The 14,242-nt window shown below is 51.0% G+C and carries 15 protein-coding genes; 9 read left to right on the top strand and 6 right to left on the bottom strand.

All coding sequences use genetic code 11. From position 1 onward, the window contains the following. Position 1: 1 nt before the first annotated feature. Positions 2-481 carry a TerB family tellurite resistance protein gene (locus tag BUB30_RS24330; protein WP_084138344.1) on the top strand — a complete coding sequence of 160 codons (480 nt, stop codon included), beginning with the start codon at positions 2-4 and terminating at the stop codon, positions 479-481. 97 nt (positions 482-578) lie between these two features. Here the strand turns inward: BUB30_RS24330 and BUB30_RS24325 are convergent, their stop codons facing one another. Beyond that, positions 579-1,202: an RDD family protein gene (locus BUB30_RS24325; RefSeq protein WP_073139304.1), complete on the bottom strand. Its 624-nt coding sequence runs from the start codon at positions 1,200-1,202 to the stop codon at positions 579-581. 170 nt (positions 1,203-1,372) lie between these two features. On the opposite strand from BUB30_RS24325, the gene BUB30_RS24320 reads away from it, so the two are divergent. Continuing rightward, positions 1,373-1,900 carry a GNAT family N-acetyltransferase gene (locus BUB30_RS24320; RefSeq protein ID WP_073139301.1) on the top strand — a complete coding sequence of 176 codons (528 nt, stop codon included), beginning with the start codon at positions 1,373-1,375 and terminating at the stop codon, positions 1,898-1,900. Between the two features lie 104 nt (positions 1,901-2,004). Here BUB30_RS24320 and BUB30_RS24315 read toward each other — a convergent pair whose 3' ends face one another. From BUB30_RS24315 to BUB30_RS24300, 4 genes are all read right to left on the bottom strand, one after another. After that, entirely contained in the window at positions 2,005-2,190 is a 186-nt protein-coding gene (locus BUB30_RS24315) for a hypothetical protein (RefSeq protein WP_073139702.1), read from the bottom strand. A 336-nt stretch (positions 2,191-2,526) separates the two neighbouring features. Next, entirely contained in the window at positions 2,527-4,467 is a 1,941-nt protein-coding gene (locus BUB30_RS24310; protein ID WP_073139298.1) for a GAF domain-containing protein, read from the bottom strand. A gap of 116 nt (positions 4,468-4,583) precedes the next feature. Then, entirely contained in the window at positions 4,584-4,907 is a 324-nt protein-coding gene (locus BUB30_RS24305; protein ID WP_143165062.1) for a type 2 periplasmic-binding domain-containing protein, read from the bottom strand. A 146-nt stretch (positions 4,908-5,053) separates the two neighbouring features. Next, on the bottom strand, positions 5,054-5,680 hold the full coding sequence (locus BUB30_RS24300) for a MarR family winged helix-turn-helix transcriptional regulator (protein WP_073139291.1): 627 nt from the start codon (positions 5,678-5,680) through the stop codon (positions 5,054-5,056). Positions 5,681-5,842: 162 nt separating this feature from the next. Between BUB30_RS24300 and BUB30_RS24295 the strand changes: the two genes are divergently transcribed. The 6 genes from BUB30_RS24295 to BUB30_RS24270 all read left to right on the top strand — a co-directional run bounded on the left by BUB30_RS24295 (position 5,843) and on the right by BUB30_RS24270 (position 12,571). Beyond that, on the top strand, positions 5,843-6,331 hold the full coding sequence (locus BUB30_RS24295) for a DUF2214 family protein (protein ID WP_143165061.1): 489 nt from the start codon (positions 5,843-5,845) through the stop codon (positions 6,329-6,331). Between the two features lie 126 nt (positions 6,332-6,457). Next, positions 6,458-8,470, top strand: coding sequence for a formylglycine-generating enzyme family protein (locus BUB30_RS24290; protein WP_073139285.1), 2,013 nt, complete (start codon positions 6,458-6,460; stop codon positions 8,468-8,470). Positions 8,471-8,476: 6 nt separating this feature from the next. Next, positions 8,477-9,052, top strand: a complete 576-nt coding sequence (locus tag BUB30_RS24285) for an RNA polymerase sigma factor (protein WP_073139282.1) — start codon at positions 8,477-8,479, stop codon at positions 9,050-9,052. Beyond that, positions 9,049-9,621 (top strand): hypothetical protein, encoded by a 573-nt coding sequence (locus tag BUB30_RS24280; protein WP_073139279.1) that lies wholly within the window; start codon positions 9,049-9,051, stop codon positions 9,619-9,621. The genes BUB30_RS24285 and BUB30_RS24280 overlap by 4 nt, the downstream gene beginning before the upstream one ends. 214 nt (positions 9,622-9,835) lie before the next feature. After that, positions 9,836-10,315, top strand: a complete 480-nt coding sequence (locus tag BUB30_RS24275) for a GlcG/HbpS family heme-binding protein (RefSeq protein WP_073139276.1) — start codon at positions 9,836-9,838, stop codon at positions 10,313-10,315. Positions 10,316-10,816: 501 nt separating this feature from the next. Then, entirely contained in the window at positions 10,817-12,571 is a 1,755-nt protein-coding gene (locus BUB30_RS24270; RefSeq protein WP_178377183.1) for a L,D-transpeptidase family protein, read from the top strand. Between the two features lie 44 nt (positions 12,572-12,615). On the opposite strand, the gene BUB30_RS24265 is transcribed toward BUB30_RS24270, so the two are convergent. Continuing rightward, complete coding sequence (locus BUB30_RS24265; RefSeq protein WP_073139271.1) at positions 12,616-13,422, bottom strand: murein L,D-transpeptidase catalytic domain family protein; 807 nt, start codon at positions 13,420-13,422, stop codon at positions 12,616-12,618. A 327-nt stretch (positions 13,423-13,749) separates the two neighbouring features. Between BUB30_RS24265 and BUB30_RS24260 the strand changes: the two genes are divergently transcribed. Next, entirely contained in the window at positions 13,750-14,181 is a 432-nt protein-coding gene (locus BUB30_RS24260) for a nuclear transport factor 2 family protein (RefSeq protein ID WP_073139268.1), read from the top strand. The last annotated feature ends 61 nt before the right edge of the window (positions 14,182-14,242 follow it).

Below are 14,242 nucleotides of genomic sequence, written 5' to 3'. Positions count from 1 at the left end.
CATAGTCTCCCGCCTCGGGGACTATGCTATCTCAAAAACTCCCTCTCTCTACCATCATAAAAAAATCAACCCAACCGTGGACAATCACCAACAAAAAATCTCCCACCTCAAAGCCCTCTATCATCTTGCCGCTGCCGACGGTGTGTTGTCGAAAGTTGAAGGGATCTATATAAAGAACGTGGCCGAACGGCTTGGCGTAAACCTGGAGGAGTTGATAAATTTTGATCCCAAAAATGAACCCACGCTGGAACTACCCGACAGGGAATATAAAATTTACGCCCTGTTTCACCGGCTCGCCATCATCATCATGATCGACAACACGGTCGACGAGCGCGAGCGGCATTATTGTTTTACGCTGGGCATAAAGATGGGCCTTCACCCAAACGCCGTAGGTGAAATTATCGATCACATTATGGCGAAAGGTTCTATGAATGTGACGCCGGCGGAGGTGATGAATATTTTCAGAAAATATTTGAGTTGAGATTCACCCATCGTTTGAAGGGCTGACCGTTCAAACAGGGAAACGCGTTGAGACGACAGCGGTGATAGCCAGATCAGGCTTTTGATTTTTCGACAAGTCAAATCACTATATCTAGTGTTGCGCCGGCTAGCCCATTTCGCAGAATGGCCTGATCCTTTCTTCGGATCACCAGCGTTCCGGCCATGTAATCGTGAATGGCCTTTCTTCTCCGGTTGCAGATCAAAACAAGGCTTTCGCAGTTACTCCAAAGCAAGGTTAACATCTGGATCAATGCATTTGCCAGGGGGAAAACCTCGATGAGAATAGCATTTTTTTCGAGGAAACCGGCCAAGCCGTAGCTATCCTCCGGAATATCGCGGAGAGCGACTGCCGTAACACAAAGGGTCGCCAACGAAAACGCAAGGGTCACGCTCTCACGAATCGTGGCCTCCTTCCAACCTACATTTTCACCATTGTCCTTGACGACTTTGAGACCCAGAATGAGTTTCCCTGGCGTGCCTCCCCATCGCTTTACGCAATAGACATAAAAGAAAACCTGGAACAGGAAGGCAGGCACCAAAAAGATGAGGTACATTCCCCGCCCGAGCTCAGCCACAAGCAACTGAACGAGCAAGAAGAAAACCAGCAGCACCATGTCCAGGTACCGTGCGATCAGCCGAAAACCAATGCCGAGATAAATTCTTTCCAATACTTGCGAGGAAGGCTTTACAGAAGGGGTCATATTTTAACGATAACGAGCTTTTTCTTGTACCAAAACAAATATAACCCTTTATCCGAAAAGCACAGTCTCCCACCCCGGCCACACGCCAAAGTCAAAGCATAGTCTCCCGCCTCGGGGACTATGCTGTCAAAATTCTTCCCTTACCTTTAAACATTGAACAAAAATTCACCATGAAACCCCCACCCTATACCGTCAGAAACGCAACCCCAAACGAATTCGAAACCATCGGAAAACTAATGGTCAAAGTCTACTCTCAATTAGATGGATTCCCCAAGGAGTCAGAACAACCCCAATACTACCAGATGCTGGCTTCGGTAGGAACACTGACCACCAAACCCGAAACAGAACTCCTGGTGGCGGTTTCAGAAAAAGGCCACATCGCCGGCGCGGTGGTTTATTTTGGCGACATGAAACACTATGGTTCAGGCGGCACAGCCACCCAGGAACTGCACAGCGCCGGATTCCGATTGCTCGCCGTCGATCCCATCATCCGCAGCCAAGGCATCGGCAAACTTCTCGTGAACGAATGTATCCGCAAAGCGCGCGATAAAAATCTAAGTCAACTCATCATTCACACCACCATGGCCATGCTCACCGCCTGGAAGATGTACGAGGCCATGGGCTTCAAACGATCGGAAGAGCTGGATTTCAAACAAGGAGATCTGCCAGTTTTTGGATTCCGCCTGAAGCTGGCTTAACGTTAAGTGTTAGGTACCCGCGTCAAAGCATAGTCTCCCGCCTCAGACTAGCTGTCTTCTGACAATACACCACACAACCGGCCGATCACAACGCTAACCGGTATCTATATTTCGTCCGTATCCCTCCTGCTCTTCAGCAGGCCGATGCCGGAAACAAAAAAGATAAATCCCAGGATGGTGAACGCCCAGGGATTAAGCGCTACCACGTTAGGGCCAAAGATGCCGAGAACGCCAAGAATAAGACCTGCGATACCCAGTACCACAAGAACAAGGGCCAATATCTTTATCATTTCATTTTTCGTTATAGACAGACGACACGCGGTTGAATTCAACATACAACCGCGGTCTGCTACGCGTCTGGTCCCAATTTCCATACCCAAAATGAACAACCTCCGAAACGCGCCTGATTTCTCCCAAAGCTCAACAACACCCAGAATATCCCCGGCGTCATGGCCTTCGCCTTAAAAGCCAGCAACATCACTGCCGATGGAATGACCAAAACATTACCTGTTCCGGGGAACATTTTCCACACACCGAAAGCCAGCGCGAACGCGTCAAAGCATAGTCTCCTGCCTCGGGGACTATGCTGTCTCAACGCTATGCCGCACATCTGAACTGATCACAACTCATACAACCAGCCGCATCATCCCCTCATACTTCCTGGCGTCCGTTTCATAAGCAATCACCACCCCCGATGTGACGACACCCTCTCCATTGCGAATGGAAGAATAGTGATCGATCATCGTATCGCTTCCCGCCGAAAGATGGGCCTGATGAAATACTTCTCCCTGGAGTGCCCGGTCATAGTGCTGTTTCATGATCAGTATATTTTTTACCGGCAACGTCGAAAGATCAGTGCCCGCTTCCACATTCACGCCAAGGGCTGCATAAGATCGTTTCATATTCTTGTTTATTTGAAGCACCTTATAATGCCTGTCGAAGACCATGACCGGCGCCTGGATCGCATCCAGTGTCTCCACGAACGTCTTTTCTTTTTGCTGAACCTCTTTTAGCATGCGGCCCATTCCCTCTTGCGTGGCCTGCAGCTCCTCCACATTCTGCCGCATTTCCTCCTCTTGTGCTTTCATCTCCTCCGCTTGTTGCTGCGACTCCCGGAGCAATTCCTGGGTGCGCACGTTCACCCGCGTGGTCTTGACAATGACCGCCAACTCTTCGCTGATCTTTTTTATAAACTCTATCACATGTTGGTCAAAGTCTTTGAAGCTGGCGATCTCCAAAATGCCATACACCTCGTCGTTTGTCACAAGCGGCGAAATGACCAGCACCCGCGGCAGTGCTTCACCCAGGCCGGAGGTGATCTTGATATAACTGTCGGGGATTTCTTTCAGCAACATCATGTTTTTCTCGAGAAAGACCTGCCCCGCCAATCCCTCGCCAGGCGTAACCGATGATTTCAGGTGCTTCCTCCGACCATAGGCATACGCGGCCACCAGGTCGAGCGAGGTCTTTTGCTCGTCGCTGATATACAAGACGCCCTGGTTGGCGGAAAGATATTTCACGATGAAGCTTAACACATTATCGTATAACGCGCCCGAATCCTGCTGACGTCTCAGCAGTTCACCCAACTCGGCCATCCCCTGCGACGCCCATGTACGTTGTGACTCCGCTGCATAGGCCACTTGCAAATTGTTGCGCATACTCACCAGCGATGCCGCGATCGGCCCCTGCCCTTCGAACATTTGGGCCTGCACGGCAAAATTGTTTTGCGCCACGTTCCTGACAAAATCCATCAGGTAATGAATGTGCGTATTGAAAAGTCTAAGCGACCGAAGCATCCGCGAAAATTCATCCTTCCCGGCATACTCCTTTATCTCCGGAAGTTCACCTGAAGACAGGCGTTGCAAGATCTGTTCGGTCTCCTGTATGGGAGCGATGATGGATTTGCTGATGGCCAAAATGATGAGAAGGGTAATCGTCAGGAGCGATCCGGAAAGTAAAAGGGTGAACCACAAACTATTTCTTCGGCTCTGATCCATGGCCAACATCACCTCATCTTTATGACTTTGAAGTGCCGTGATGAGCTTGATGGCCTGCTCCCGCAACACCAGGAAGCGATCATTGAGATCGACGACCAATAGATTCCGGATGCGATTGAATTCGACGGAGTCATCCAAATGAACAACTTGGATCGCGGGCAAATTGTCGATGCTGAACTGGATATACGACTGCAGGGCGGCATCGAAGTGGCCATAGATCGCCAGCGTCGCTTCGTCCAGGCGGTCCTTCTGTATGCCGGCGGCGGATTCTTTGATCTGATCGATGCGTTCTTGCATCAGCGCAGATGCGCCTTTCACATACTCCTGTTGTGTGATGGGATCGGCAATAAATACCTGCATGATGTCGCCGCGCATAGAGTTGTAGTTGTTCCGGATTTGCCAAACCCGGAACTCCAGGTCGGTCAGGTAGTTGATCTCCTTCACGTCCCGGTCGTACGAGTGCGAAGTATTCCAGAGAAGCAAAACACAAGCCAGTGAAAAAGTGACGATCAAAATGGAAATCACTCTCAACCGGTTGTTTACGGTAAGGCTATTGATGAGTTTATACATATATCATTAAAGCTGGTATTGAAAAAAGAGTCCTGGAAATTTGTTGGCGCATAGCCAAAAAAGAACACGCGATCGCCTGGAGAATCTCCATGGTTTGATCGTGTTTACAAGAGAACTCAGATCAGAAGCTTATGCTGAATGATAAAGACGGGGCACTGCTGCGGGACGACAGAGGCGATGGTCGCGGGAATGTATGTAGGCGAATAGGGTGTGATCGATGCTATGACCACGGGTGAAATGTTGATGTTGAGCTTGATGGTCGCTTCGAAGTCTACCTCCTCGATCATGTCGGGCACCTGGTTGGTGAGCGTCGCATGACTTGTCGCGTGAAAGGCTTTTTGTTGGGTAGGCTGGTCGGCGATCCAGGTTTCTTGCATACAGCAACCATACGCCAGAACGGTCGCCATTGCCACGAGAAGATAGGTTAAAAATCTCGACATGAGGGTATCAAAAGCCTAGGCTAAATATACGTTACGGCCGCGAACATGCTAGCGGCGTCAAAAGAAAAAATGTCACGGGCCAGCATACACGCCTTATCAATTCAACAAAAAAAAACGATTGCTCCCCCGGCTTAAACGGCTAACGTTCACGGCATGTTCTCCGCATAAATCTCCTCAAACGTCTTCGTTTTTTGCTTTTGAACAATGGCGCTGAACCGCGCATCAATGGGGCGGAGCAATTGCAGACACAACTGCTTGTCGTCGTCGCTTAGATCCTGCACCAGCATGGCCACCGCTTTGAGCAGAAGTTGCTTGGCATGCTTCAATGTTTTTTCACCCTTCGCCGTCAACCGGAGCCGTTTCACGCGTTTGTCTTCTTTGTCGGCATATTCACTGATCAGTCCCCGCTTCATGAGCCGGATGAGCATGTTCGTACCACTGGAGAGCTCCAATATATTACCAAAGATCACTTCCGATTTTATGGGTTCTTTCTGATTGAAGATCGTGACCAACATTCCAAATTCCTCGATCTGATCCAGCGCCGTGCCTTGAAAGGCTTTGCTGGTATATACGCTGTGGAATTTCGCGATCCTGCCGATCAGCCTGACCAGCGACCCATTCAGGTCTGGCTGCATCTGCCCTTCCGGCACGGGCGTCTTCTCCCGGGGAACGGCGGCCGATGCCCGGTGCCGGCAAAATTCCTCTATTGTCGCCTCCGGATGGCGCTGTTCATACTCCCCCCAAAGCCGGACAAGCTCAACCGTTTTATTCATCGAATTCCTTCCTTTTGGAAATAAATCTATGAAAAACGAAGGAATGCGTTGCTTTTTGATACCAAAAGGTTTTGTTTACCGTATAAATACAACCAAAAGGCAGTTTATACAAAACAAAAAACACCAAACGGAAAGAACATCCCCAAACAGAAAAGCCAACCTATGAGAACACACATCTTTCTCCGCATCCTCCTAACGCTGCACATCACCGGCATCGTCATCATGGCCGGCACCTCGTTTATTGATTATTTCACCTTTAAACTCTTTTGGAAATTTGCCGACCACGGCGACAACCGGTCCCTGGGATTGCTTCCGCTCATGTCGCGCTATGGTGAGTTTGTCAGACTCGGTGGCGTTATCATAATTGTCACCGGGCTGCTCATGCTCCTCCTGGTGAAAGGCGTCTGGTGGGAACAACCCTGGTTCAAGATCAAGATGGCGCTGGTGGCCATGGTGGTCCTGAACGGCGTGCTCTTCGGAAACAAACTCGGTACAAAATTCAGGGAGGTCGTGGCCTATAACAGTACCGATCTTATTCAACAAACCGCAGACCTGCGCATCCAGCTCAATCGCTTCTATATCCTTCAGCTGACTTTATTCTTTGTCATCGTGCTGGTGAGCGTCTTTAAATTTAGCCGGAGCGAGGGTTGATCAGCCGGTGACAATGAGGCTGGGCACGCTTGTCGTCTTTCAGAAAATCCACGTTTTGCAAAAGATTCTTTGAACCTCGCATCGGTTCGTGTGTACAGCATTGTTGAAACCTAACGTTTACCTTCTATGCTGAAATTGAATCTCGTGCTCGCGTTGATGCTATTCTCCGCTATCCTTCAGGGGGCCTCGCCGCAGCCCATCGCCGCGAAGACAAAAGTGATCAAACCCGTTGCCTGGTATGAAGAGCAGGCCCGCGCGTGGGAACAGGAAATGGCTAACCAAAAAAGTAGCCCTGCGTCGTGGATGAACTATTACATGGCCAGCCGGTATGCCCTGCGACCCGAAGAACTGCTCTCCCATATTGCCGACGACATGCGTGCCGCCGTGCCCGGATCATTCGAATTGTTGTGTGTGCAGGCCTGGCAGGAAACCGATCGCGCAAAGGCCCTCCAACTGCTTGACAAAGCGTATGCGTTACGGCCCGACAACGTCGCCACCTATGCCGCGCTGTTCCTGGAAAATGAATTCTATGGACGTGAAGAAACCCGGAAAGCGTTTAGTCAGAAGCTTTTTAGCAGTGGACAGGTTTCGCAATCGCTTTTACATTATAGTTACAATGTATTGATGTCGGTGGAGAAAGATGCCGTTCTTTTCACCGAGGCCGATCACATCACGCTGCCCATCATGGTTCTCCAGGACGTGCTCCAGGTGCGCCCCGATGTAAAGGTGTTCAGCCTCGACTTGTTGCTGGAACCGGCATACCGGAACCGAAAGTTCAACACCCTGGGCTTGCAGTGGAGCGACGGGACCATCGGGGCGTTGCCCCCGGTCGAACAAAAGAAACGTCTTTGCGCCACATTGCCCGGCCAAAATAAAACCGTGAAATTCTACTACACCCTCACCCTGGGACAGGAAAATATTGCCGCCATCAAAAATCAACTTTATGTTGTAGGACTGGCCTCACAGCTCAGCACCGAGCGCCTCGACAACCTCGCCATAATCAAGGAGAATCTCGAGAATCGCTTCCTGCTCGACTATCTCACCGTAAATTTTGATGGAGAAGGTGAATCGGCCGCCGGCAAGGTTTTGCAAACCAACTACCTCGTACCCATGCTGCTGTTGCACGAGCACTATCAAAAAACGGGCGATATCAAGCACGCTCAATACTGGGAGGGACTTGTGGTGAAACTGGCAGCCGAAAGCGGAAAGGAAGCGCTGGTCAACAATTTTCTCGCCGGCAAAACCGATGAGACCACACCGTTCGTTCCTTATGCCCTCAACCTGAAAAAAATCGAAGAAGATTTCAAGTTTGTAAAAGACAACGTCTATGCCGCAGACGCGGAGGTGACCAATGCTGACTACAACAACTTTTTGGGTTATCTTCAGGACAACAAACGCACAGAGATCTACGAAAAGGCCCAGTTCGATCTTTCGCAATACCAGGAACCGGCCTTGTCGTTCATGAAAAGTTATATCGTGCGGTTAACGCCATCAAAGAAGAAAAAATACTTTACAAACCACCCGGCGATCAATGTTTCTTACCAGGGCGCGCTGGCGTATTGTGATTGGCTTACGGAACAATACAACAACGCCCCCGGCCGCAAATATCAGAAAGTAAAATTCCGGCTGCCTTCCGTGAACGAGTGGCAGGTGGCGGCCGCAAGTCTGCGCAATGCCAAGTCATGGGTGTTGGATGAAAATATGGTCGAGGTAAAAATATTTGAACCGGGACACGACATTTCCAAGAAATATGAAACCAAGACGGTGTCCATGGCCGACAAAGATATCCTGTATCCTTGGTTCAGGTACTACAACATGCGCAACAGCCCGTTGAATTCGCGTGGATGTTCGCTGGGCAATTTCAGATATCCCGACCAGCTTAAGCCTTGCCCGGGAACAAAGGCGACGACCGCCGACGGCTTCTGGCTGATGGGCCCGGTGAAATCGTATTTCCCCAACGACATCGGTCTCTACGATGTGGTAGGCAACGTGGCCGAGATGACCAACGAAGAAGGCAGAGCCTGCGGCGGCAGTTGGAATCATCCGCCGGAAGAATCGACCATCAAAAGCATCAACCTCTACCAGGGTCCCGGCGACGATATTGGCTTCCGGGTTTTCATGGAAGTGTTGACAAAATAACCGCGCATGTTTTTTGACCGCACCGGTAAAAAGACCGACGAAGAATTAATGCTGCAGGTACATCGGGGCGACGAGCGCGCCCTGACCGCCCTGTACGAGCGCTACGGCACGCGGCTGTTGCGCTACTTCTATCGCATGCTGTGGAAAGACCGCGACCGTGCCCAGGATTTTCTCCACGACCTGTTCGTGAAGGTGATCGAAAACGCCACGCGCTTTCAACCCGAAAGAAAATTCTCGACCTGGCTGTATTCCATCGCCCACAACATGTGCAAGAACGAATATCGCAAACAAGCCTTCCGCAAAGCCCATGGCCCGGCACCTCCCGACGAAAGTGTGGAAAACCTGGGCTATGCTGCGCTTCAGGACCAACAGTTCAAGGATGCCCTCGATGGCGCGCTCGAAAAACTGGAGGAAGCCGACAAACATCTGTTCACGCTCCGCTATGAGGCCGAGTTGAACCTCGAAGAAATAGCCGCCATTTTGGAATGCCCCGAAGGAACCGTGAAGTCGAGATTATTTTACTTAAAGAAAAAATTAGCCGGCTACCTGGGCGCCTATCACCCCGAAAACGCAATGCCATGACACCCTTGGAAAAAGAACAAAAACTCGAGCGACTGTTGGAAGAAAAAAGCTTCGACCAACTCACCCCTGAAGAAAAAGAAGTGGTGCTCCAAGAATTTGGATCGGAAGAGCAATACAGACTCGCGAGAAAAATCGGTCCGGCTTTGGTAAAACTCAAGACCGGTCTTTCTCCCGATCCATGGATTCTGGCCTCGCTACAAGACCAGGTAAAGATCCATCGAAGACCTTCCGTGTGGACCAATTTTTTCCAGGTCCGCGTACCCGCCTACGTGATGGCCGGCGCTTGTCTGGCGATCGTCGTCACGATGTGGTGGCTGAAACCCGATCCGGCACCCGCACCCGTCGCCGTGCGCACAGTGCGTGACACCGTGTACCTGGCCACCGCCCCCGATACGGTCTATCGCCGTAAAATTATTTACCGGTACCGGTATCGTTACATCACAGTGGCTGCCCCTTCTTCGACATCCGCCAGCGCCAAGGTAGCCGAACCCGTGGCCGGGTCGGCGGGGGTCACGATGAAGGACAAGGAAGAGCTTGAAAAACTGTTGGTATCCGGATCGGATAAATAAAAATACCTGCGATCATAAAAAATCCTTCGGTTTCCCCATGCCCGTGGTGGAAATCAGTCTTTACATCGTCCAAAAGGATCATTCAGGAAGGAAAATACGGTTGGAACCGCCCAACCTGTTCCTTTTCCGCCCGCAAACCGGAGGGACAATCCTTTGATTGGGACGTATTATCTTTATTTTGACAAATCGCTATCTAACCTAAGCCAACTGCTGTATGAAAACCACCCTGATCCTTGCCCTCCTCGCCATCACGATTTCGGTGACGGCGCAAACTCAAACCAAACCCGCGGTCGCCTACGGGCCTTCCATTACGCTGGATGCCGCTAAAAAGATCACTGCCGCGGCCGAGGCTTTTGCGGTGAGCAAGCAGTACACCGTGGTGGTGGCGATCGTTGACACGGGCGGTAACCTGGTGATGCTCACCAAAATGGACAACACACAGTTAGGATCCATCGAGGTGGCTATTGGAAAAGCAAAGACCGCCAACAATTTCAAACGCCCGACCAAAGCTTTTGAAGACGTGGTGGCCGGTGGTGGCGCGGGCTTGAAAGTGCTCGGCCTGAATGTGGTGCCTGTCGAAGGTGGCGAGCCGATCTTTTCCGCAGATGGAAAGATCATCGGCGCCATCGGCGTTTCCGGGATGACGTCGGCGCAGGATGGTGAAGTGGTGAAGGCTGCATTGGGAACCAAATAAGTTCGAACCCTTTTCTCACGGTTCATTCTCTTAATCGATGTCATTTCATAGATGATTCACATCCTGCGTCAGCTTGAAATGCACTGAACCGCAAGCTGATTTCAATGTTAAGTTTTTTGTCCCTCAAAAGTTCAAGAAATATCGACGCAACGCGGGCGCTGGTTAAAGACTTTCATGTCTCAAAACTCGCCGTTCATCTCTGCCGGCAGTGAAGCGGCCGATTTGCGTTGGAAAAAAGTTCCCTTTATTGGACATTTCTAAAACCGGAGACAAGCAGTATAAATGTTTGACGCCTGTTTGAACCGATTTTTCCACTTTTAAAGTTTGGCCTCAACCTTGTGTTGTCACTTTCGTTAGAGAGTGCACTATGCGCTCGATAATGCCTTTAAAATTCCACAATTCCCTCTCGTTGTGGGTTAATGATTCTACACTTTAGTTGGAATCCGGGGTTGTTTTAACTGGAATCGTTTTTGCACTATGCGCTTGGAGGGCTTAATCTACATGTACTTATCGATCAGGAGCTTTAAAAGGCTCAACGCACACCGTTTATTGACGTTGACATTGCTGTCTGTGATTTTCTATTCCTGCAGCCAGCATGTCGCCCAGGTTTCCGTCCCTGTTCCCGCGAAGGCGGATACGACGGCCGTCGTGACACTGGCCCCCGGGAAGCCTGTTTTGTTGGATTCTGCTGTCTTCGGAAAATCACTTACCGCTGAACAGACCAAAGCCCTGCAATTTTACCGCAAACGTTCCTTCCAGAGCCAGTGGCTGTTGGACAATCAACCGTCGCCGCTTTATACGGCCGTTGAAGCAGCTCTCCGCGACGCCGGGAAGTTTGGATTGGACCCGGCCGATTACGATCTGGCAGGGATACAGGAGAGCGTAAAATTGCTTTATGGCGATAAGGCTTCCAAACCACAGGCATGGACTGCCCTGGATCGCCACATCACCGAAATGCTTTTCAAGTATACTACTCACCTCAGCGTTGGTAAGGTCAACGAAACGAAAAGCGGCCGCAGCATTTGGATGCCCAGTCAGCGGATCGATCGCGGCCTCGATCTTGAATTGATCGGCAAAGCACAGACCCCCGATGCGCTCCTGGCCGCCATCCAGGCGCTTCAGCCGGCACAAGAACAATATGGCAAGCTGCAGCGTGCGCTGGCCTATTACAGGGCCCTGGAAAAGAATACCCCCGCTCCCGTTGAGATCACGAAAGGCGTAAAGATCAAACCCGAGGAACACCATAGCATCATCACAGCCGTGCGCAAGAAATTGTCGCTGACCGATATGCGGGTGTATCCTGTGGCCTACGACAGCGGCCTGTGCACCCTCGATTCGACGCGTTATGATGCCGGCCTGGTGTTGGCGGTCAAAGAGTTTCAAAGCAAGCATGGCCTGGAAGCCGATGGTATCCTTGGCGAGCGCACCTTGCGATTCCTGAATCAATCCTTTAAAGAAAAAGCTGACCTCATCGCCCTGAACATGGAGCGCTTGCGCTGGTCGCGCGAAAAGTATGGCGACAACTATATCCAGGTAAACGTTCCGGCCTATACACTCACCGTGTATGAAAACCGCAAACCGGCGATGGACATGCGGGTGATCGTTGGCGCCGTAGACAAACCGACGCCCATATTCAGCGACGCCATGGGCCACATTGTGTTCAGCCCCACCTGGACGGTGCCTACCAGCATCATCCGGGAAGAGATCATTCCACGGTTGAAGAGCGATTCTTCTTATTATGTAAACAAGAACTACGCCTTCTACAAGGACGAAGTGGCCATAGACCCCACCACAGAGACCTGGGACGATACGGCCAATCCTTACAAATACCGGATCGTGCAACAACCCGGCCCAGACAACTCCCTGGGACGTGTCAAATTCTTGCTGACCAACACCATGAGCGTCTACCTGCACGACACACCCAACCACCGGTTGTTCACAAAAGACTATCGCGCCCTGAGCCATGGCTGCGTTCGCCTGGACGAGCCCGCCAAGTTTGCCGCCTACCTGATGCGCGACCAAACCGGCTGGGACCTGGAGCGCATCAAGAAAGCCATGAACGACTCGATCCCGGCCACAGTCCGTTTAAAAAAGAGGTATGACGTCTACATTGACTACATCACGGTGTGGGTAGACGAAAATGACTCCATCAACTTCCGCGAAGACATCTATGGCCATGACAGACGCCAACTGCAGTTGTTGTTCCCGAAAGAAAAAGAGAAAGCTAAGATGAGTGGCGACGTCGCCGGGCTTTAACGAAATTCATCCCCTGAAAAATAAGTGTCAACCTTATGTCCGGATTACTCCGCGCTGCTGTGAGCTGAGACGGAGAGACTTGAGATCAAAGGAGCAGGATTAAGATACTGCGAACTTTGAAGGTAAGCGGCGTCGTTGTAGTAGGCGAAGATGAGTGTGTTATTTTTTATCGTCTGAATGATCTCCTTCGAAAGTCCCTTGGGCAACGCCGGGCAGCCCTGACTTCTGCCAAGCCGGCCGTATTTCTTGATCCAGCTTTCGCTCACATACTCCGCCTCGTGGATCACCACCGCGCGTTCGCGGGCATTATCATTGTAGCCCTTTTCCAGACCATCCAGTTTCAGGCTAAAGCCTTTGCCGCCGACGTAGGTTTCGGCCGTGGCAAAGAAGCCCATGCTGCTTTGGTTCGAGTGCACTACGTTTGAAAAGGTAGTGGCTTTGTTTTCGCCTGAGTTTTTTCCGTGGCTCACATAGGTGTGATAGGTCACCCGCAGCGCGGCCAGGTCGAGCGTGTAGAATCGTTTTTCTGTGCTCGGCTTTGTGAAGTCAATGATGGTGAGGAGTTTTCTGTCGCTGAGCCTGCCTTGTTGTTGCAGCGTGCCATAGCCGATCATGCCATAGCGGAACGCATCGAATGCCAGATCATAGTCCGACAACTTCATGGCGTTATAGAGATACACCAGCGAGTCTTCAAATTGCAGGCGCGCCGGTTCAGCCTTTGCGTCCACAAAACCGATCGTCGCGGTGCTGTCGGGATGAAATGCCTGGGATTCGTAAACAGGTTTTCCGGTATGGTAGGGCGTTAAAAAAGGAGTGTGTAACGCCAAAAAACTAACAAAGAGGAAGTACATGCTAAAAAAGAGGGTTATTTTCTACAAACCAAATGTAGTCCGTCAACGCCCCCCGAAAAGTGCATGTACGGCCTAAAAAGCACGCAACCGATTTTTGGGTCGATTCTGCCGGTGGATCAACTTATTTGGAGGACAAATGGAGCAACCCGAGGTCCCGGGACCCGCCTTCGCTAAAGCTTCGGCGGGCGAAGCCCGCCGAAGCAACCTAGCTCTCTGACCATGGGGATGACAGATGCGGGCCCACGACGGGGCTTTCTTGATTTTTATCAAGCCATAATTTATCGCGAAGCTTTCATATTTGCGGCGACAAAAAAAACACATAACCCCATGACAACTGAGCATCCCAATCTCACAATCATCAACACTTTTTTCACGGCCTATGGAAGTCACGACGTCGCCTTGATGCGTACCGTGGTGGCGGAAGACGTTCGCTGGACCATACCCGGTCATCATCCCCTGAGCGGTACCAAGATCGGGATAGAAGAAGTAGTGGCGTTCTTTTCTCAACTGGCCAAGTCCGATTTCAAGGCCGATCCCATTGTGCTGGGCGTCAACGACAATTATGTGGTTGATTGCCACCGCGGGTGGAGCAACCGGGAAGACGGCAACAACGTGGACATGCTCTGGTGTCTGCTTTGGAGGATCGAAAATGGAAAGATCAAAGAGGTGGTCAATTTTGCTGCCGACCAGCACGAGGCGGATCGCTTTTTTCACAAGGCTTATAAACTCAAGCCGGTCCAGGATAGAATAGCCGGCTGAAGCCGGTAAAAATCCGTCCCCCGGGATCTTTCCGGTATACATCGCACAAGGCTTTTTCTTA

The organism is Chryseolinea serpens, from assembly GCF_900129725.1.
In the GTDB taxonomy this organism is placed as follows: Bacteria; Bacteroidota; Bacteroidia; order Cytophagales; family Cyclobacteriaceae; genus Chryseolinea; species Chryseolinea serpens.
Note: the sequence above shows the minus strand (reverse complement) of the source record. Positions and strands in the feature narration are given on the sequence as shown.